Consider the following 19,425-nt stretch of genomic DNA (forward strand, 5'->3'; position numbering starts at 1 on the left):
TGCCCCGGTGGGGGCCGGCTGCTGTCTACAGGACGCGGAGCGCCCTGGATGTGGTCGTCAGCGACGTCGGTCCGGCGTCGGTGACAACAAGGGTGTCCTCGATCCGCACGCCTCCGCGTCCCGGCAGGTAAATACCTGGTTCGACGGTGACCGTTGCGCCGTCAGGCAGTGTACCGCTCGCAGCGGCCCCGATTCCCGGTGCTTCGTGTATCTGCAGGCCCACGCCGTGCCCGAGCCCGTGCACGTAGTACTCGCCGTACCCGGCGTCGGTGATGATCCGTCTGGCTGCGGCGTCGATGTCGGCGAGTTCCGCACCGACTGTCAGAGCGTCGCGGCCGGCCTGCTGTGCGGTCAGGACGATGTCGAAGATCTCGGTCTGCCACGCCTGAGGCTCGCCGAGCACGAAGGTGCGCGTCATGTCGGAGTGGTATCCACTCCAGACGCACCCGAAATCGATCTTGACCAGGTCGCCTGCCCTCAGGACGACGTCCGTCGGGCGGTGGTGCGGGATCGCCGACATGGCGCCTGCCGCGACGATCGTCTCGAAAGCGATCGCGTCCGCGCCGAGAGCGAACATCTCCCATTCGAGTTCGCGAGCGACCTGGCGTTCCGTACGGCCGGGGGTGATCGCTCCGCGGTCGATCAATGCGGCGAGCGCGGCGTCGCCGACCCGGCACGCGGACGTGATCAAATCCACTTCATCGGCGTCTTTCACGATGCGTAACCGCTCGACTGCATCCGTGACCGGGGTCAACGCCGCACCGACCTCCCCGGCGAGTTCGGCGAGTCGCGAATAGTCGGAGACTGTGACGACGTGACCTTCGATCGCGACGCGCGCGCCCGGCTGCTCCGCCGCGGCCACTCGCAGGAGCGCCGACGGGCAGTCGCGGTTGATCTCCGCGCGAAGGTCGGCGGCCTGCTCCCCCACCTGGGTGATGTAGCGACCGTCGGTCGATATCCGATCACGGTCACGGTCGGACCCCGCCCACACGAGTGCGGCCCCGTTGCTCCCCGTGAACCCTGTGAGATATCGCAGGTTCGTCAGGTCGGAGACGATGATCGCATCGACGTCCGACGCCTCGATCTCGGCGGCGAGTCGGGCCCGTCGGGCACCGTGATTTGTTGAAAAGTGCATGTCTGCATTGTTGAACATGTTCTACCCGGCTACTGTGTCCCCATGAGTTCGTGGCTTCTTCGTGGTGTCGTGATGTCCATTGTGCATATCGCCGCCCGCATCATCCTCGGTGCCGTCGTGATTTCCGCACCCCTGTCGTCTCCCCTCGCCCGGTGGCTGACGATTGCGGCCTGCATCGTCGTCGCCATCGTGTGGGGCGGCCTGGACGGCCTGAAGGATGCGCGTGCGCATTCCGACCCCGATGACTACGAGGACCTCACTGTCCGCTGGCTCAAGGCAGGCCTGTTCGCAGGTTTCGTGTCCTGCCTGGTGAGCTGGATTCTCGGCACCGTCTGGTTGAACGGCATCGGTCAGGCGAGCCTGCCGATCGAGCTGATCGCCGGCACGTCGTTCATCGCCCTGATCGTCTTCGTGCCGGCCTTCTTCGGCGCCTCGGTCGGCCGTTTCCTGATCCGGCGCGAGCAGCGCAAGGCGGAGCTCGCAGCCGAAGAGGCCGCCGAGGCCAACACCCAGCACGCAGTGCCCGCAGCCTGACCGACCCGCGAACGCCGAACGGCGCCGGACCTCATCGAGGTCCGGCGCCGTTCTTCATCTCAGCTCCTCAGAGCAGGATCGCGCCGCCGCCGGAGGGCTTGCCCTTGGCCACGGAGGAGTAGGCGGCCGCGATCAGCGAGGGGTCGGGCGCTTCGAGCCGGCCGGGCTTGGCGAGACCGTCGAGAACGACGAAGCGGATCATTCCCGAGCGATTCTTCTTGTCGCCCGCCATGGTCTTGAGCAACGCGGGCAGAGCGTCTTCGTCGTAGGCCGTGGGAAGTCCGACGAGTTCGAGGATCGACCGGTGTCGATCGGCGGTCTCATCGTCGAGGCGGCCGGCAAGCCGTGCCAGTTCGGCGACGAACACCATGCCGACGGAGATCGCCGCGCCGTGACGCCACTTGTACTGCTCGCGACGTTCGATCGCGTGACCGAGCGTGTGACCGTAATTGAGGATCTCGCGCAGCGACGACTCCTTCAGGTCGGCCGACACGACGTCCGCCTTGACCTGCACCGAGCGCCGGATCAGTTCCGGGAGGAGGTCACCTGCCGGATCGAGCGCGGCCTTCGGGTCGCCTTCGATGAGATCGAGGATCACCGGATCGGCGATGAAACCGGTCTTGATCACCTCGGCGAGCCCCGCGACCACTTCGTTCGGCGGAACCGTTTCGAGGGTGGCGAGATCGATGAGGACCGCGTCGGGCTCGTGGAACGACCCGACGAGGTTCTTTCCCGCGTCGGTGTTGATGCCGGTCTTCCCGCCGACCGCGGCGTCGACCATCGCGAGGAGTGTGGTCGGGACATGGATGACGCCGATGCCACGCATCCACGTGGCGGCGGCGAAGCCCGCGAGGTCGGTCGCGGCGCCTCCCCCCAGGCTGATCACCTTGTCGTTGCGCATCATCCCGATACGGCCGAACACTTCCCAGCAGAACGCCGCAACCGACAGGTCCTTGCCTGCTTCGGCGTCCGGAATCTCCACGCGGTGTGCGTCGAATCCCTTGCCCGCGAGGTACTCGCGGATCTGCTCGGCAGTCTGCGCGAGCGTGGGCTGATAGACCACGCACACCCGGTCGGCGCCCTTCGCGGCGACAGCGACGTCGTCGAGCAGTCCACGTCCGATGGTGACGTTGTACGGCGAGGCCGCGCGGACGGCGACGGTGACCGGTTCGGTCATGAGTCCTCCTGGGGCAGGCCTGCCTCGTGCAGGCTTCTGATGATGTCGGTGACGATGTCGTCCACGGGACGGGTCGCGTCGACGGTGAATCCGGCGACACTCTCGTAGGCGTCGACGCGGGAGTGGAGCAGTTCCTCGTACCGTGCGGCCGGTTCGGGGCTCGACAGCAGCGGCCGGTTCGATCCGTTCACCCTGGCGAAGCCGTCGTCGGCACTGATCTCGAGATACACGACGTGATGGCCGACGAGGGCCTCACGGATCGCCTGCACCGTCGGTGATCCACCACCGAGCGCAACAACACCTGTGCTCTCGGCGAGCACGGCCCGTACGACGTCGGCCTCGACGGCCCGGAAACCGGCCTCGCCGTCGGCGTCGAAGATCTCGGGGATGGTGCGGCCCGAGCGTCGTTCGATCTCGATGTCGGTGTCGACGAACCGCAGTCCGAGTCGATCGGCGACCGCGCGGCCGACTGTGGACTTGCCGGATCCCATGAACCCGGCGAGTACGACGACCGTCACGGGCGCGGTGGACGCGCTTCGACGGCGTCCAGGTATCCGCGCAGGTTGGAGCCGGTCTCCCCGACCGAGTCGCCACCGAACTTCTCGAGCGCCACCTGAGCGAGGACAAGCGCGACCATCGCCTCGGCGACGACTCCGGCGGCGGGCACCGCGCACACGTCACTGCGCTGGTGGATGGCGCTCGCGGGTTCGCCCGTCGTCATGTCGACGGTGGCGAGAGCACGCGGGACGGTGGAGATCGGCTTCATGGCGATGCGGACACGGACGTCCTCACCGTTTGTCATGCCGCCTTCGAGGCCGCCGGCCCGGTTCGTCGACCGCAGCACACCGTCCGCGCCCGGGACCATCTCATCGTGCGCCTGGCTTCCGCGACGTCGTGCCGTCTCGAAACCGTCGCCGACTTCGACGCCCTTGATCGCCTGAATGCCCATGAGCGCGGCAGCGAGCCTCGAATCCAGACGTGCCTCGCCACTGACGTGCGAGCCCAGCCCGACGGGGACACCGGTCGCAATCACTTCGACGACGCCGCCGAGTGTGTCACCGTCGCGCTTTGCCGCCTCGATCTCCTCGATCATCGACGCCTCGGCGTCCTTCCCGAAGGCCCGGACGGGGCTCGCGTCAATGGCCTCGAGGTCGGAGGGGCGTGGTGCGGGGCCGGTGTACGGGTCACTGTCGCCGATGGACACGATGTGCGAGACGATCTCGATGCCGAGGACCTGCTTGAGGAAGTTCCGGGCGACGGTTCCGGCCGTCACGCGCGCGGCGGTCTCACGGGCGCTCGCGCGCTCCAGGATCGGACGTGCGTCGTCGAAGCCGTACTTGAGCATGCCGGAGTAGTCCGCGTGCCCGGGGCGCGGCCGGGTGAGGGCGGCGTTCCGAGCGCTGCCCGCGAGTTCGTCCTCGTCGACGGGGTCGGCCGCCATGACCTTCTCCCACTTGGGCCACTCGGTGTTCCCGATCTCGACCGCGATCGGACCACCGAGCGTCTTACCGTGGCGGACACCACCGATCACGGTCACTTCGTCGGCCTCGAACTTCATGCGCGCGCCACGGCCGTAGCCCAGGCGGCGTCGAGCCAATTGTTCGGCGATGTCGGCAGTGGTGATCTCCACTCCCGCCACCATGCCTTCGACCAGGGCCACCAGGGCCGGTCCATGCGATTCTCCGGCAGTCATCCAACGCAACACGGGTCAATTGTTCCAGAAGGCCCGACGACGGCGGTGACCAGCCATACCAATGTGACCACGACGAGTGCCGGGCCGTGCGCGACTGCCCGCGTCCGACGTGCGGCGAGGACGATGCCCGTGACGATCGCAGCTCCGACCACGGCCAGCGCGGCGAGTCCCGGATCACCGAGAAGGCCACCGCAGACGAATGCGAGTTTGACGTCTCCCCCGCCGCACAATCCTCGCGCGAACGCGATCGCGTATGGCGCCGCGCAGACTGCCGCCGCGACTGCAGTGGCCGGATCGGCAGCGCTGAGTGCCGCCACCACGACGACGGCCGGTCCGGTGATCACGTTCGGTATTCGTCCGGTACGCGCGTCGACGACGGCACACACGATGACGGCCGCGGACAGCACGATGGTGATCACGCGGCCAGCATCACCCGGAATCCGCTATCTGACCAGCACGATTTCCACAGGCGTGCTTCACCTGCCGACGCAGGTGGCGTTGTGCCATAGAAGTCACAGAGTGGTGGCGTACGAAACGCACCCCCGTGTGACGTTCCTGCCATGTCGTGAGTTTTCCGTCAGAGTGTGACGCCGACCGCGGCGGCCATCGCCGACCGGGGTGCCGTGAGGCCGGTGAACTGCTCCACCTGGCTGTACGCCTGATTGAGCAGCATCACGATGCCGCCGACCACAACGCCGCCCGCAGACTCGACGGCCTGAGCGAGCGGGGTCGGCCACGGATCGTAGATGACGTCGACGACGCGTTTCGACGCGGCGAGCGCATCGGCGATCGTCGCCGCCCCGGGCGCCGGGACGGTCGAGATCGTCACGTCGCCGTCGGTGCAGGCCGCGCGCACCGCATCGTCGTCGCCGAAGTCGACCACCCGTGCCCGGACGTCGAGCCGTTGGGCGAGTTCGAGGACGCCGCGTGCCCTCCCCTCGTCCCGCGCGACGACGGCGACGTCGTGGACTCCGACTTCGGCCAACGCTGCGAGCGCCGGGAGCGCGGTGCCACCCGCCCCGACGATCACGGCCTGTGCCGCTCCGGCGGGGAGCCCCGCTTCGGCGAGTGCTCCTGTCACGCCGTCGACGTCGGTGCAGTCCGCACGCCAGCCGTCGGGGGTCCGGACCAGCGTGTTCGCAGAGCCGATGAGCTCGGTCCGAGCCGTCCGGACGTCGGCGAACGCGAGTGCCGCGAGTTTGCACGGCATGGTGACGGAGAACCCGACCCAGTCCGAGCCTGCGCCGCCGACGCGTGCCGGCAATTCGTCAGCGGTCGTCTCGATGGCGTCGTAGGTCCACCCGTCGAGACCGAGCGCCGCGTACGCCGCACGGTGGAGATCAGGCGATCGGGAGTGACCGACCGGCGATCCGAGGACCGCCGCTCTACTCACAGTTGACCGCCAGCAGGTTGTTCTTGCACGCGACCTGGCGGTTCTTCTTGTGCTGCGCGAACGTCTTCGCGAAGAGCGTCGTGCCCTTCTTGTCGACGGTCACGAAGTACAGCCAGTCGCCCGGCGCCGGGTCTTCGGTCGCCGACAGCGCACGTTCACCGACCGCGCCGATCGGCGTCAGGGGAAGCCCGTCGTGCTGGTACGTGTTCCACTTGTTGTCGTCCATGTACGACTCGCCGTGCACATCGATGTCGGCGACCGCCGCGGTGTAATTGACCGTCGAGTCCATCTGAAGTCGGATGTCCTGGTCCAGACGGTTCACGATCACGCGCGCGACCTTCGGGAAATCGTCCTCGTGCTGTGCCTCGGCTTCGACGATCGACGCGATGGTCAGCGTGTCGTACGGCGACTTCCCCGAATTGTTGCCGCTGAGCAGGCCCCACGCGGTGAAGCGGGCGACGCTTCTGGTGATCAAGTCCTTGAGGATGGTCCGCGCGTCGAGACGCGGGTCGATGTCCTCCCACGCGCCGGACGCGATCAGACCCTCGATCCGGCGGTGATCGCCGGTCAGTTCCTTCACCTTCGCCGCAGCCCAGTCGGGCACCCCGAGCTCCTCGGGCGTCGACGTCGCCGCCGCCTGCTGCAACTGTTCGGCGGTCACGCCGTACTCGCGGTCGTCCGTGGTGAACGTGGTCGCCTTCGAGATCATCTGGAACACGCCGGGCCGGGTGGTGCCGTCCGAGCTCTTCTTGGAGTCGAGTTGCAGTCCCTCGGGGACGATGAACCGTCCGACGCGCTTGTCGTCACCGGACATCATCTCCAGTGCCGCCTTGCCCGAGATTCCCTTCGGAAGCGCGTAGAAACCTGCGGACACGCCCGCGCCGCCTTCTGCGGCGTCGACGAAGGCACGCTGGCTGCCGACGACTCCCGCATCGGCGAGAGTCTGACCCACATCGCGGATCGCGGCGTCGGCGGGCACCTCGACGAGCGTCGAACCGGAACCGGTGTCGCTGCTGAAGTCCGTGCGCGAATCGAACACACCGAGCCATTTGAGGCCCAGTCCGCCGACGACGAGAACAGCGACGAGGACGAGCGCACCGATGCCGAGGAGGATGCCTCGGTTCTTCTTCCGCGACGGCATGGCGCCACCGTGGACGGGGATCTCACCCGTGTCGGCGTCGTCGTCACGAGACTCGAGGATGTCCGGGACGAATACCGGCGGCTCCGGCCGGTCCTGCGGTTCCGCGGCGGGCGGAACGTCCACCGGTGCAGTGGGCGCGGACTGGGCGTACACCGGTTGGGTGGGCTCGACCTCCGGCACCGGAGGTGCAGCCACCGGCTGTTCCGGCTCCGCATAGAACGGCTCCGGTTCCTGCGGGACCGGCGATGCGAACAGCTGCTGGTCGTTCCCGGTGACGGGCGCTTCGGGGACCGGCGCCTGCGCGTGCGGTTCGTTCAGACGCATCATCGGCTCGGGCGAGGCGTCCCGGTAGCGCACTTCGAAGTACGGCGACGGAGCGCCCTGAGGCGGCTGGGGCGTGCGGTACTCGATCGTCGGATCGGGCAACGCGCTCTCGACTCGAACGATCGGAATGCTCCCCGTCGTCGTCGGGTCGCCGGGCCCACGGCGGCGTCGACGGCGGTTCCCCTCCTGCACCGATGAGGGATCGGCGAAGAATCGACGAGGGTCACCGGCGTTGCCGTCCGGGGTGGAACCCGAATGGCGGGGCCGTGCGTCGTCCCCGTGACGGGGCGTACGGTCCTGGTCAGTCACGTCGGTCGGTCCTCCTCATCGGCGTGCCCGCGTCAGCGACGCGCGTCCAGCCATCCCTGCAGAATAGCCACCGCGGCGGCCTGATCGACGACGGCGCGCGCATTCTTCGCCTTCACGCCGCTTGCGCGGAGCGCGGTCGTCGCGGTGACGGTGGTCAGTCGTTCATCGTGATACTCGACTCTCACATCGGGCAACGTGTCTCGGCCCGTCAGCTTCGCCTCGACACGGTCGCCGAATGCGCGAGCCGCCTCGACAGCCGGGCCGTCGGTGTTGCGAAGTGTCCGCGGCAGTCCGACGATCACGCCGATCGCCTCGTACTCGTCGACGATCGCGACAACACGCTCGACGTCGCTGTCGTGTTTCGTCCGCTGGACGGTCTCGACAGGCGTCGCCAGGATTCCGTCCGGATCGCACACCGCGACCCCGACACGGACACTGCCCACATCGATCGCGACACGACGCCCGCGGGGCGTGATCATCGCCCTCCGACGACGTCGCGGAGACGGACCAGCGCTGCATCGACACCGGCGGCGTCCGTGCCGGATCCCTGTGCCAGGTCGGGCTTGCCGCCACCGCGACCGGCCACGAGCGGCGCGATCTCCTTGACGACGTCGCCCGCCTTGATACCGGCGGCGCGTGCCGCATCGGTCGTCCCCACCGCGAACGGCACCTTGTCACCATCAGCCGAGAACAGCGCGACGACCGCATTGCGGTCGGCGACGCGCCCACGAAGGTCGGTGACCAGGGTCCGCAGGCCGTTGGCGTCCACACCGTCGGCGACGCGGCCGGCGACCACGAGGGTCTCGCCGATGGTCTGCGCCTGGTCGATCAGTCCCGACACCGCTGCGCGGGCCTGCTCGGCTTTGAGTGCGTCGAGCGCCTTCTCAGCGTCGCGCAGCTTCGCGACGAGTTGGTCGACACGATCGGGCACCTGCTCCGACGGCACCTTGAGGCTCGACGCGAGGCCGGCCATCAGCGCACGTTCACGCGACAGGTACCGGAACGAGTCCATGCCGACGTATGCCTCGACTCGTCGGACACCCGAGCCGACCGACGACTCGCCGATGAGCGTGATGGGGCCGATCTGAGCCGAGCTGCCGACGTGCGTTCCGCCGCACAGTTCCATCGAGAAGGGTCCGCCGATCTCGACCACGCGCACGCGGTCGCCGTAGTTCTCGCCGAAGAGCGCCATCGCGCCCATCGCCTTGGCCTTGTCCAGGTCGGTCTCGAAAGTGTTGACTCGGAAGTTCGCCTCGACTGCCTCATTGCTGATCTGCTCGATCTGCGCACGCTGGTCGTCGGTGAGACCGCTGCCCGCGTGGAAGTCGAAACGCAGGTACCCGGGACGGTTCAGCGAACCGGCCTGAGTGGCGGTGGGTCCGAGGATCTGCCGGAGAGCGGCGCCCACGAGGTGAGTACCCGAGTGACCCTGCGTTGCGCCGTGGCGCCATGCGGCGTCCACGCTGGCGAGCACGTCGGCGCCCTCGGTGATCTCGCCCTCGTCGACGATCACGCGGTGCAGCCACACCTGCTTGCCCACCTTCTGGACGTCCTTCACCGACAAGCGCACACCGTCGGAAGTGGTGATGACACCCTGATCGGCGATCTGGCCGCCCGACTCCGCGTACAGCGGACTGCGGTCGAGGATCACTTCGAGTTCGGTGCCCGGAACCGCCGAACGAACACGTTCGCCGTCGGCGACGAGCCCGAGGACGCGAGCTTCGGACACGAGTTCGTCGAATCCGGTGAACACAGTCGGGCCGCGGTCGAGGAACTCGCGATAGACGGTCTGGTCGGCGTGCGACGCCTTGCGCGAACTCGCGTCGGCCTTGGCGCGCCTGCGCTGCTCGGCCATCAACTCGGTGAAACCGTCACGGTCCACCTCGAGGCCTGCCTCGGACGCCATCTCCAGGGTCAAGTCGATCGGGAACCCGTACGTGTCGTGCAGAGCGAACGCGTCGTCGCCGCTGATCCGCGACTTGCCCGACGCCTTGGTGGCGTCGGCGGCCTCGGAGAACAGCTTGGAACCCGCGGCGAGAGTCTTCGCGAAGCTCGTCTCCTCACCGACGGCGACCGACACGATGTGTGCGCGCTGCTCGGCGAGGTTCGGGTACGACGGGCTCATCAGATCGATGACCGCCTCCACGATCCGTCCCATCGTCGGCTGGTCGGCGCCCAGCAGACGGACCGACCGCACCACGCGGCGCAGCAGGCGACGGAGAACGTAACCACGTCCGTCGTTGGAGGGGACCACGCCGTCGCCGATCAACATGACCGAGGTGCGGGCATGGTCGGCGATCACGCGGAAGCGGACGTCGTCGTCGTGGTTGCCTGCACCGTAGCCGCGGCCGGTCAGCTCGGCGGCGAGGTCGATGATCGGGCGGCACAGGTCGGTCTCGTAGACGTTGTCGACACCCTGCAGGATGCAGGCGACTCGTTCGACGCCCATGCCCGTGTCGATGTTCTTCTTCGGCAGCGGGCCGAGGATCTCGTAATTGTCCTTGCCGCCGCCTTCGCCGCGGATGTTCTGCATGAACACGAGATTCCAGATCTCGATGTACCGGTCCTCGTCGGCCTCGGGGCCGCCTTCGACGCCGTACGCCGGGCCGCGGTCGTAGAAGATCTCCGAACACGGACCGCACGGGCCGGGCACACCCATCGACCAGTAGTTGTCCTTGAGGCCACGTCGCTGAATGCGCTCGGCGGGCACGCCGATCTCGTCACGCCAGATGGTCTCGGCCTCGTCGTCGTCGAGGTACACCGTCGGCCACAGGCGCGTCGGGTCGATGCCGTAGCCGCCGTCGTCGACCGAGTTGGTCAGCAGGGTCCAGGCGAACTGGATCGCTTCGCGCTTGAAGTAGTCGCCGAAGGAGAAGTTGCCCGCCATCTGGAAGAACGTGTTGTGCCGGGTCGTGATGCCGACCTCTTCGATGTCCAGCGTGCGCACGCACTTCTGCACACTGGTGGCACGGTTGTACGCCGGAGTCTGATCGCCGAGGAAGTACGGCTTGAAGGGCACCATGCCCGCGTTGACGAACAGCAGATTCGGGTCGTCGAGGATCAGCGAGGCGCTGGGAACCTCGGTGTGACCGGCCCGGATGAAGTGATCCAGGAAACGCTTCCGGATGTCATGCGTCTGCACTGCGGCGGTGTCCTTCGTTGAAGTGGTGATACCGGAACCCGAGTTTACCGGGCTGTGACAAGGGAGTTGACGTCGCACGCGTCAACGACGGCGCGCACGTCCGGCGAGGCCGCGGACGATCGAGCGCAGTCTGCCCACGCGCGGGCCGAGTTCACGTTCGAAGCCGTGGTCGGTCGGCAGGTAGTAATCGACGCCGACCAGCGTGTCCGGTGCGTACTGCTGGGCGAGGACCCCGTCCGGATCGTCGTGTGGGAAGCGGTAGCCGACGGCGTTGCCGAGCTTCTTCGCTCCCGCGTAATGACCGTCGCGCAGGTGCGACGGAACCGCACCCGCCTTGCCCGACGAGATGTCGGTCATGGCGGCGCCGAGCGCTGACGTGACCGAGCCCGACTTCGGGGCCGTCGCGATATGGATGGTGGCCTGCGCCAACGCGAGCTTCGCCTCCGGCATTCCGACGAGTTGCACCACCTGAGCAGCGGCCACCGCGGTCTGGAGTGCCGTCGGATCTGCCATGCCGACGTCCTCGCTGGCATGGATCATCAACCGTCGAGCGATGAATCGGGGATCCTCCCCCGCGCTCAACATCCGGGCGAGATAGTGCAGGGCCGCGTCGACGTCCGAACCGCGCATCGACTTGATGAACGCACTGGTCACGTCGTAATGCTGGTCGCCAGAACGGTCGTACCGCACGGCTGCGCGGTCGATCGCCGCTTCGACGTCGGCGACGGTGACGGTCTCCCCGTCGCTGCCGTCGGCGCTCGCCTCGAGTGCGGTCAACGCTCGCCGCGCATCTCCCCCGGCTACCGCGACGAGATGGTCGAGCGCCTCCTCCGACAGCTCCACCGATCCGTCCAACCCACGCGGGTCGGCGACCGCACGCGCCACGACGTCCTTGATGTCGTCGTCGGTGAGCGACCGCAGCTGCAGCACCAGCGACCGTGACAGGAGCGGAGCCACCACCGAGAACGACGGATTCTCGGTGGTTGCCGCGACGAGCAGCACGATCCGGTTCTCGACTGCGTCGAGCAGCGCATCCTGCTGGGTCTTGGAGAAGCGGTGGACTTCGTCGATGAACAGGACTGTCTGTTGGCCTTGAATCAGCCGCCGGCGGGCGACGTCGATGACGGCCCTGACCTCTTTGACTCCGGCGGACAGCGCGGAGAGTGCCTCGAAGCTGCCACCGGTGGCCTGGCTGATCAACGACGCCATCGTCGTCTTGCCGGTGCCGGGCGGGCCGTACAGCAGCACCGACGAGCCGCCGGACCCCGCGATCAGCCGTCGCAGCGGCGACCGTTCGCCGAGGAGATGATCCTGGCCGACGACCTCCTCGAGCGAGGTCGGCCGCATCCGGACTGCGAGTGGTGCGGACGGTGACGGCATCGGCGGGTTCGACCTCTGTGCCGTGCCGATGTCGTCGAAGAGGTCCCCGCCGTCCCCCGACTGGCCGGTCATTCGAACCAGAGACGTTGCAGCGCGCGCCCGACGTCTCGTGCGACGTCTGAGACCACCGGGTCGGCCGACGACCGGGCGAGATCGGCCCAGCGGGCGGTCACGACACGTGGATCGGCGGTGTGCAGTGCCCAGTCGTCGCCCGACGTGTCCGACTCCAGCATCCAGTAGGTGCCGAGCCACACCCAGAGGGTGCGTGCGGTGGTCAGCAGGTCCCGGAGGGTCCGGTCGTCGGCGAGGGCAGGCCACAACGGGGACACCTCCGCCCGCCACGCGTCGGCCAGAGCCGTCTCCAGCTCTGCGGCTCGGTGCGACGCGGGCTCGGACAGCGCCGACGGGAACGTGGCCAGCGCGTACGCCACGTCGAGGGTGGCGTCGCGGAACGCGCCCCACTCGTAGTCCATGAACTGGACGCCGTCGTCGTTGATCAGGATGTTCTCGGGACCGACGTCCGACGTGCTGAACGCCCGGAACCGGCCGTCGCCGAACAGTGCCAGACCCGCATCGAGCACGGCCCGGAACTCGTCGGACACGCTCACCCCGATCTCGTCGGCGACGTCGGCGGTACGACGCACCGCCTCCGCGGCCTGAGCATCGATGCCCGACGAGCAGATCGGTGCGTCTCGGCGACCGTCTCCACGGCGGCCGCTGACCCGCAGCAGAGTGTCGAAGTCGTCTTCGCCGCCGAAGGTCGCAGCGTGCATGCGTCCGAGGGCCTGGCCCCACGCGCTCACGCCGCGGCCGACCTCGTCGACGTCGGTCGAGCCGAGCAGGTCGATCATTCGACGGCCGTCGCCGAGATCGGTGAGGACGAGGATCCGGCTGTCGAGGTCGGAGGCCAGCAACTGTGGGCCGGGCCGTGACGCGGTCGGCAGCGCCGTGGCGTACCGGTACGACGCGATCTCGCGCAGCACCTGGTCGGCGGACGAGTGTTCGTCGAACGCTTTGACGACGACGGTGCGGTCGAGCGACACCGGGTTGTCGGCGACTCGGACGCGCAGCACAGTGCTGCGGCCCGAGCCTCCGAGATCCTCGGGGTCGTCGATACGGACTCGGCTGCCCGCTCGCCGCGTCAGGACGTCCTGCGCGGTCTCGAGCACCGAATCGATTCGATCATGTGCCACTACGGTCATGATGAGACTCAGGCGTTCGCCTGTCCCTCTCCAGCCACTTCAGCGGCGGCCTTGGGTGCGGGCTTGAAGTCGATTCCCGACTCCTTGCGCTGTTCCGGCGTGATGGCGGCCGGAGCGTCGGTCAGCGGGTCGACGCCGCCGCCGGACTTCGGGAACGCGATCACTTCGCGGATCGACGACTCGCCCGCGAGGAGCGAGGTGATGCGGTCCCACCCGAAGGCGATGCCGCCGTGCGGCGGTGCACCGTAGGAGAAGGCGTCGAGGAGGAACCCGAACTTCTCCTGTGCTTCCTCTTCGCCGATGCCCATGATCTTGAACACACGTTCCTGCACGTCACGGCGGTGGATACGGATCGAACCGCCACCGATCTCGTTTCCGTTGCAGACGATGTCGTAGGCGTAGGCCACGGCAGCACCCGGGTCCGCTTCGAGGTTGTCGAGGCACTCCGGCTTCGGGGAGGTGAACGCGTGGTGCACCGCGGTCCAGGCACCGGAGCCGACGGCCACATCGCCCGCCTCGACGGCGTCGCCCGCGGGCTCGAACATCGGGGCGTCGACGACCCAGGTGAACGCCCAGTCGCCGTCCTTGATCAAGTCGAGCTTGCGTGCGATCTCACCGCGTGCCGCGCCGAGGAGTGCGCGCATCGGCTTCACGGCGCCCGCGGCGAAGAAGATGCAGTCGCCCGGCTTCGCGCCGACGTGGGCTGCGATGCCCTCGCGCTCGGCGTCGGAGATGTTCTTCGCGACCGGACCGGTCAGCGTGCCGTCCTCCTGGACGAGCACGTAGGCGAGCCCCTTGGCACCGCGCTGCTTGGCCCATTCCTGCCATGCGTCGAGCTGACGACGCGGCTGCGACGCACCACCGGTCATCACGACGGCGCCGACGTAGGGCGCCTTGAACACGCGGAACGGCGAGTCGGCGAAGAACTCGGTGCACTCGACGAGTTCGATGTCGAAACGCAGGTCGGGCTTGTCGCTGCCGAAACGACGCATCGCATCGGCGTAGGTGATGCGCGGGATCGGCGCGGTGATCTCGTGACCGATGAGCTTCCACAGCGATGCGAGGATCTCTTCGGCGAGGGCGATCACGTCGTCTTCGTCGACGAAGCTCATCTCGATGTCGAGCTGGGTGAACTCCGGCTGGCGATCGGCGCGGAAGTCTTCGTCGCGGTAGCAGCGGGCGATCTGGTAGTACCGCTCCATGCCCGCGACCATGAGGAGCTGCTTGAACAGCTGCGGGCTCTGCGGCAACGCGTAGAACGTGCCGGGCTGGAGGCGTGCTGGCACCAGGAAGTCGCGGGCGCCTTCGGGCGTCGACCGAGTGAGGGTGGGAGTCTCAATCTCGACGAAGTCGTGCGAGCCGAGAACGGCACGTGCCGCAGCGCTGACCTGTGAACGCAGACGGATCGCGCGGGCCGGGCCTTCGCGACGGAGGTCGAGGTAGCGGTGGCGCAGGCGTGCTTCCTCGCCGGGCTGCTCGTCGAGCTGGAACGGCAGCGGCGCCGATTCGTTGAGGACGACGAGCTCGGTGGCGTTCAGTTCGACGGCGCCCGATGCGAGGGCGGCGTTCTCGCTGCCTTCGGGGCGTTCTTCGACGACACCGGTCACCTTGACGCAGTACTCGGCGCGCAGGCGGTGAGCGGCTTCGGCGACCTCGTCGTCACGGAAGACGACCTGCACGAGGCCGGACGAGTCGCGGAGGTCGATGAAGACGACGCCTCCGTGGTCACGACGACGTGCGACCCAACCGGTGACGGTGACGGTCTGCGAGGCGTCCTCGCGGCGCAACGATCCGGCGAAATGCGTGCGGAGCACTGGATTCCTTCCTTGTGCGCAGCGGGGTCGCTGGCAGGATTGGTGACGGTTCCGGTCAATTCTACGGATCGCCATCGACAAAGCGACTTCGGGCCGGACGTCTTGGCTACTGTTAGCCCATGACTTTTCAGGGGAGCGGACCTCTCGACACCAGTGACGTGTCGGCCGGAGGATCTGGCGGGGGCGGTTTCGGCGGCGGAAAGATCGCCCTCGGCGGCGGTGTGGGCGTGATCGTGACGATCGTCGCGCTACTGTTCGGCCTCAATCCGGGCGACATCCTCGGCGGCGATTCGTCCAACCAACAGGCTGCTCCGGGCAGTCAGGGCACGGACAGCGCCGAGAACCGAGAGCTCCAAGCCCACATCGATTCGTGCACGGTGGAGATGGCGAACACCGATGACGTGTGCCGCATCGTCGCGACGAAGGACAGCCTGAACAAGGTCTGGGCCAAGCAGATGCGCGGCTACACCAAGCCGGAGACGAGGATCTTCGCCGGCAACATCTCAACTGGCTGTGGCGCTGCGTCGTCGGCGATGGGTCCGTTCTACTGCCCCGCCGACCGCACCGCGTACTTCGATCCGGCGTTCTTCGCCGACCTCAAGCGGATGGGCGGCTCCGACGGTCCCCTCGCCCAGGAGTACGTCGTGGCCCACGAGTTCGGCCATCACGTCGAGAATCTGACCGGTGTGCTCGCCAAAGGTCAGCGGATGGGCAACGACGGTTCGCGCCGCATCGAACTGCAGGCCGACTGCCTCGCCGGCGTGTGGGCGTACCACGCCGACAAGGGCCCGGACGCGATGCTGAAGCCGCTCACCGAGGACCAGATCGCCACTGTGATCAAGTCGGCCCAAGCGATCGGCGACGACACCATCCAAGGTTCCAACTCGAACCCCGAGGGTTGGACCCACGGATCGTCCACCCAACGCGTCCGCTGGTTCAAGATCGGCTACGACGGCGGCAAGCCGTCCCGCTGCGACACCTTCGCGACGAACGACCTGTAAACGAGGGTTTCAACGACAAACGAGGCACGCATGCGTGCCTCGTTTGTCGTTGAAACCCTCGTTCAGACACGAATCCCCAGTCGGGCGTAGTGCGAACGCAGGATGCGCATCAGTCGTCCTCGCCGCAGGTCCTCCCAGACCCATCGCACTACGGCGAGTCCCAAGTCACGAAGCTCGTCCTCGCGGATCTTCTCCCGGATGACGACGTCCTCGGGTTCCTCGCCTCGTCGCATGTTTCGCCGATACTTGACGAGACCGTCGAACTCGCCGACGAATACGTCGTCGATACCGAAGTCGCAACGCGCCGTCCGGCCTGACCGAAGGGCATATTCGACCTGCAAATCGGGCACGGGAAGTCCGTCGTCGATCATCTGGGCTCGACTCCACGACTCCCCTGGCGATTCCGAACGCCCGTCCGCGAACCCGAAAGCGCGACGAGCGAGGTTCACTCCTCGACGCCGTTCAGCGAGCAGCTACCCGATCGCCTCGACATCGGCTTCTCGCGCGAGCGCGCAGTCGAACGCAGTCAGCGCCTGCGCAAAGTTCCTCGCTCCGAGTGCGACGTCGACGACTGTTCGCTCGAGACTAGTCGCCGGTACGCCATCGATCACCACGATCTCGTTGTCGGTCAACGTGCGAGGGTGCACAATCCGTCTCGACTGCCGGTACCCGCCGTCCCCTCGACCGTTTGTCATGTGAATGTGCTCGTGATCCGGGTACAAGAGTCTCAGCCCGTGCAGTGACGCGGCTGACTCATGGCTGAGGACCAGCGACCCGCACCGCCCCGCGACCAGACTTCGGCGTCGGTACACCTCTTCTCCAGCTTCTGCCGACGAGCGATCCGTGATCGGCAATGAATAGTGTCCACGCCCGACAATCAGTAGTTCGCCGCGACGGATCGCGTCCGTGAGCTGCCGCTCGGAGACTCCTGCGTCGAGTGCTTCGCTGCGACTGATGATCCCGTGCTCGTCCGTAGGCCACATATCCAGATTGAAGCCCCAATTCACGGATTCGTCACATACGTTGTCCGCAGGCTTGCAAACGAGGCATTCAAACACAAACGAGGCACGCATGCGTGCCTCGTTTGTCAGATGCCGAGGCGGGAGCGGATCTCTGCGAGGGCGGCGTCGAGGGGCACCTTGTGCTGGTCGCCGTTGGTGAGGTCCTTGATCTCGATGGTGCGTTCGTCGAGTTCGCGGTCGCCGAGGACGAGAGCGAGGCGAGCGCCGGAGCGGTCGGCGGCCTTCATCGCGCCCTTGAGGGCCCGGTCACCGTATGCGAGGTCGACTTTCACCCCGGCTGCGCGGAGCTCACCGGCCAGAGCGACGAGCTCGGCTTTGGCCGCTGCTCCCATCGGCACTCCGAACACGTCGACACGCCCGACACCGGCGACCGAGACGCCTTCCGCCTCGAGCGCCAGGACAGTGCGGTCCACACCGATGCCGAAACCGATGCCCGACAGCTCCTGTTTCCCACCGATCTGCTTCATCAACCCGTCGTAGCGTCCGCCGCCACCGATGCCCGACTGTGCGCCAAGACCGTCGTGGACGAACTCGAACGTCGTCTTCGTGTAGTAGTCGAGGCCGCGAACCAGACGCGGATTGACGACGTAGTCGACGCCGAGCCGGTCCAGATGACCCTTGACCTGCTCGAAGTGGTCCTTGGCCGAATCACTGAGGTGATCGAGCATCAGCGGGGCGTCGGCCGTGGCCTCGCGAACCTCGGGACGCTTGTCGTCGAGCACACGCAGCGGGTTGATGCGGGCGCGTTCCCGAGTCGGCTCGTCCAGATCGAGACCGAGCAGGAACTCCTGCAGACGCTCTCGGTACTGCGGTCGGCAGGTGTCGTCGCCGAGCGACGTCAGATCCAGCCGATATCCGGTGAGACCGAGCCGCTTGTACCCCTCGTCGGCGATGGCGATGACCTCGGCGTCCAATGCCGGGTCGTCGACGCCGATCGCCTCGACACCCACCTGCTGCAACTGGCGATAACGGCCGGCCTGCGGACGCTCATACCTGAAGAACGGCCCCGAGTAGCACAGCTTCACCGGAAGCTGACCACGGTCCAGTCCATGCTGGATGACGGCGCGCATGACACCCGCGGTGCCTTCCGGGCGCAGCGTCACGGTGCGGCCGCCTCGGTCGGCGAAGGTGTACATCTCCTTGGAGACGACGTCTGTCGACTCGCCGACACCGCGCGCGAACAGCGCGGTCTCTTCGAAGATCGGCAGTTCGATGTGGCCGTAACCCGCGCGGTACGCGGCGTCGGTCAACGCATTGCGGACGGCGAGGAAATCGGCCGACGCAGGCGGAAAGTAGTCCGGAATGCCTTTCGGCGCGGAGAATTCGCTCACAGTCCGAACCGTCCCTTCTTCTGTGCATCGGGCAGGTCGACGAGGAACGGGTTGCCCGTGCGTTCCGCGCCGATGGTGGTCTGGGGTCCGTGACCCGGAAGGATCACCTGGTGATCGTCGCGACCCATCAGGGTCGCGGCGATCGAGTCGAGCAACTGCTGGTGATTGCCTCCGGGCAGATCGGTGCGACCGATCGACCCGTTGAACAGCACATCACCCGAGAAGCAGACCGACACGCTCTCCCCCGTCTCGGGATCGTCGGGCAGATCAGGAGTCAGCAGAACGCTGCCGGGCGAATGCCCAGGCGCGTGGGCCACGCCCCATCGAATTCCCGCGATCTCGACGTCCTCGCCGTCGACGAACTCGATCACCTTCTCGGGCTCCCGGAACACGGTGTCCCCGATCATCTGCGAGAGAGCGCGTCCCACACCGACACCCGGATCGGTCAACATGGGACGGTCGGCAGCGTGGATGTATGCGGGAATGGAGAACTCATCGGCCAGCTCCTGAGCATTCCAGGTGTGGTCGAGATGCCCGTGCGTCAAGAAGATCGCGACGGGAGTCAACGAGTACTCGGCCAACGCCTCGCGGACGTTCGGCGCGGCATCCTGGCCGGGATCGATGATGATCGCGTCCGACCCGGGCCCCTCGGCCACCAGATAGCAGTTGGTCTGGAACATTCCGGCGGCGAATCCGGCGATCAGCACTTGGTAAGCCTCTCCTCGAGTATGTGACGTTCGGAGCGTGTCGGAAACCATTGTCTCATCGACCTTTCAGAGCACTGCGATAGCATAGGGCCCGCTGCCCGGACCGCCCCGCGCAGCCAT

At 67.2% G+C, this 19,425-nt stretch carries 18 protein-coding genes and 1 pseudogene; 2 read left to right on the top strand and 17 right to left on the bottom strand.

From position 1 onward, the window contains the following. Positions 1–25: 25 nt before the first annotated feature. The gene (locus GM1_RS08205) at positions 26–1,153 is read right to left on the bottom strand and encodes a M24 family metallopeptidase (protein ID WP_008377974.1); all 1,128 of its coding nucleotides are present in this window, start codon (positions 1,151–1,153) and stop codon (positions 26–28) included. Positions 1,154–1,177: 24 nt separating this feature from the next. Between GM1_RS08205 and GM1_RS08210 the strand changes: the two genes are divergently transcribed. After that, a complete protein-coding gene (locus tag GM1_RS08210; RefSeq protein WP_040519717.1) occupies positions 1,178–1,669 on the top strand; it encodes a B-4DMT family transporter in 492 nt (163 codons plus the stop codon). A 67-nt stretch (positions 1,670–1,736) separates the two neighbouring features. On the opposite strand, the gene aroB is transcribed toward GM1_RS08210, so the two are convergent. The 11 genes from aroB to aspS all read right to left on the bottom strand — a co-directional run bounded on the left by aroB (position 1,737) and on the right by aspS (position 15,244). After that, positions 1,737–2,846 (bottom strand): 3-dehydroquinate synthase, encoded by a 1,110-nt coding sequence (gene aroB, locus GM1_RS08215; RefSeq protein WP_008377978.1) that lies wholly within the window; start codon positions 2,844–2,846, stop codon positions 1,737–1,739. Continuing rightward, positions 2,843–3,364 (bottom strand): shikimate kinase, encoded by a 522-nt coding sequence (locus GM1_RS08220; RefSeq protein ID WP_008377980.1) that lies wholly within the window; start codon positions 3,362–3,364, stop codon positions 2,843–2,845. The genes aroB and GM1_RS08220 overlap by 4 nt, the downstream gene beginning before the upstream one ends. Beyond that, the gene (gene aroC, locus GM1_RS08225) at positions 3,361–4,539 is read right to left on the bottom strand and encodes a chorismate synthase (protein ID WP_008377981.1); all 1,179 of its coding nucleotides are present in this window, start codon (positions 4,537–4,539) and stop codon (positions 3,361–3,363) included. Before aroC ends, GM1_RS08220 begins: the two co-directional genes overlap by 4 nt. Then, entirely contained in the window at positions 4,536–4,958 is a 423-nt protein-coding gene (locus tag GM1_RS08230; RefSeq protein ID WP_008377983.1) for an A24 family peptidase, read from the bottom strand. Before GM1_RS08230 ends, aroC begins: the two co-directional genes overlap by 4 nt. Positions 4,959–5,116: 158 nt before the next feature. After that, positions 5,117–5,932 (bottom strand): shikimate dehydrogenase, encoded by an 816-nt coding sequence (locus GM1_RS08235; RefSeq protein ID WP_008377985.1) that lies wholly within the window; start codon positions 5,930–5,932, stop codon positions 5,117–5,119. Then, entirely contained in the window at positions 5,925–7,706 is a 1,782-nt protein-coding gene (locus tag GM1_RS08240) for an endolytic transglycosylase MltG (protein WP_008377987.1), read from the bottom strand. The genes GM1_RS08235 and GM1_RS08240 overlap by 8 nt, the downstream gene beginning before the upstream one ends. A 32-nt stretch (positions 7,707–7,738) precedes the next feature. Next, the gene (gene ruvX / locus GM1_RS08245) at positions 7,739–8,185 is read right to left on the bottom strand and encodes a Holliday junction resolvase RuvX (RefSeq protein ID WP_008377989.1); all 447 of its coding nucleotides are present in this window, start codon (positions 8,183–8,185) and stop codon (positions 7,739–7,741) included. Further along, complete coding sequence (alaS, locus tag GM1_RS08250; protein WP_008377991.1) at positions 8,182–10,848, bottom strand: alanine--tRNA ligase; 2,667 nt, start codon at positions 10,846–10,848, stop codon at positions 8,182–8,184. The genes ruvX and alaS overlap by 4 nt, the downstream gene beginning before the upstream one ends. An 81-nt stretch (positions 10,849–10,929) precedes the next feature. Further along, complete coding sequence (locus tag GM1_RS08255) at positions 10,930–12,228, bottom strand: replication-associated recombination protein A (RefSeq protein WP_223291429.1); 1,299 nt, start codon at positions 12,226–12,228, stop codon at positions 10,930–10,932. A gap of 68 nt (positions 12,229–12,296) precedes the next feature. Beyond that, positions 12,297–13,430 carry a hypothetical protein gene (locus GM1_RS08260; protein ID WP_008377995.1) on the bottom strand — a complete coding sequence of 378 codons (1,134 nt, stop codon included), beginning with the start codon at positions 13,428–13,430 and terminating at the stop codon, positions 12,297–12,299. Between the two features lie 8 nt (positions 13,431–13,438). Further along, complete coding sequence (aspS, locus tag GM1_RS08265; RefSeq protein WP_008377997.1) at positions 13,439–15,244, bottom strand: aspartate--tRNA ligase; 1,806 nt, start codon at positions 15,242–15,244, stop codon at positions 13,439–13,441. A 119-nt stretch (positions 15,245–15,363) separates the two neighbouring features. Between aspS and ypfJ the strand changes: the two genes are divergently transcribed. Further along, entirely contained in the window at positions 15,364–16,245 is an 882-nt protein-coding gene (gene ypfJ / locus GM1_RS08270; protein WP_008378000.1) for a KPN_02809 family neutral zinc metallopeptidase, read from the top strand. 62 nt (positions 16,246–16,307) lie between these two features. On the opposite strand, the gene GM1_RS22895 is transcribed toward ypfJ, so the two are convergent. The 5 genes and pseudogenes from GM1_RS22895 to GM1_RS08285 form a co-directional block, all read right to left on the bottom strand. Continuing rightward, on the bottom strand, positions 16,308–16,616 hold the full coding sequence (locus GM1_RS22895) for a hypothetical protein (protein WP_008378001.1): 309 nt from the start codon (positions 16,614–16,616) through the stop codon (positions 16,308–16,310). 102 nt (positions 16,617–16,718) lie between these two features. Further along, the gene (locus tag GM1_RS22900) at positions 16,719–16,877 is read right to left on the bottom strand and encodes a hypothetical protein (protein WP_223291346.1); all 159 of its coding nucleotides are present in this window, start codon (positions 16,875–16,877) and stop codon (positions 16,719–16,721) included. Positions 16,878–17,105: 228 nt separating this feature from the next. Then, positions 17,106–17,318, bottom strand: a pseudogene (locus GM1_RS23260) (type IV toxin-antitoxin system AbiEi family antitoxin domain-containing protein); the annotation flags it as partial. Positions 17,319–17,332: 14 nt separating this feature from the next. Then, a complete protein-coding gene (hisS, locus tag GM1_RS08280) occupies positions 17,333–18,598 on the bottom strand; it encodes a histidine--tRNA ligase (RefSeq protein ID WP_008378006.1) in 1,266 nt (421 codons plus the stop codon). After that, positions 18,595–19,305, bottom strand: coding sequence for an MBL fold metallo-hydrolase (locus GM1_RS08285; protein WP_008378008.1), 711 nt, complete (start codon positions 19,303–19,305; stop codon positions 18,595–18,597). Before GM1_RS08285 ends, hisS begins: the two co-directional genes overlap by 4 nt. Positions 19,306–19,425 lie beyond the last annotated feature (120 nt).

It is taken from the genome of Gordonia malaquae NBRC 108250 (assembly GCF_000344135.1).
Taxonomy (GTDB): Bacteria; Actinomycetota; Actinomycetes; order Mycobacteriales; family Mycobacteriaceae; genus Gordonia; species Gordonia malaquae.

Excerpts from the sequence above, each read along its gene's own strand:
- GM1_RS08255 (WP_223291429.1), bottom strand. The coding sequence starts at position 12,228 with ATGCCGTCACCGTCCGCACCACTCGCAGTCCGGATGCGGCCGACCTCG.
- GM1_RS08210 (WP_040519717.1), top strand. The coding sequence starts at position 1,178 with ATGAGTTCGTGGCTTCTTCGTGGTGTCGTGATGTCCATTGTGCATATC.
- GM1_RS22895 (WP_008378001.1), bottom strand. The coding sequence starts at position 16,616 with ATGATCGACGACGGACTTCCCGTGCCCGATTTGCAGGTCGAATATGCC.
- GM1_RS08260 (WP_008377995.1), bottom strand. The coding sequence starts at position 13,430 with ATGACCGTAGTGGCACATGATCGAATCGATTCGGTGCTCGAGACCGCG.
- aroC (WP_008377981.1), bottom strand. The coding sequence starts at position 4,539 with ATGACTGCCGGAGAATCGCATGGACCGGCCCTGGTGGCCCTGGTCGAA.
- aroB (WP_008377978.1), bottom strand. The coding sequence starts at position 2,846 with ATGACCGAACCGGTCACCGTCGCCGTCCGCGCGGCCTCGCCGTACAAC.
- ypfJ (WP_008378000.1), top strand. The coding sequence starts at position 15,364 with ATGACTTTTCAGGGGAGCGGACCTCTCGACACCAGTGACGTGTCGGCC.
- GM1_RS08205 (WP_008377974.1), bottom strand. The coding sequence starts at position 1,153 with ATGTTCAACAATGCAGACATGCACTTTTCAACAAATCACGGTGCCCGA.
- ruvX (WP_008377989.1), bottom strand. The coding sequence starts at position 8,185 with ATGATCACGCCCCGCGGGCGTCGTGTCGCGATCGATGTGGGCAGTGTC.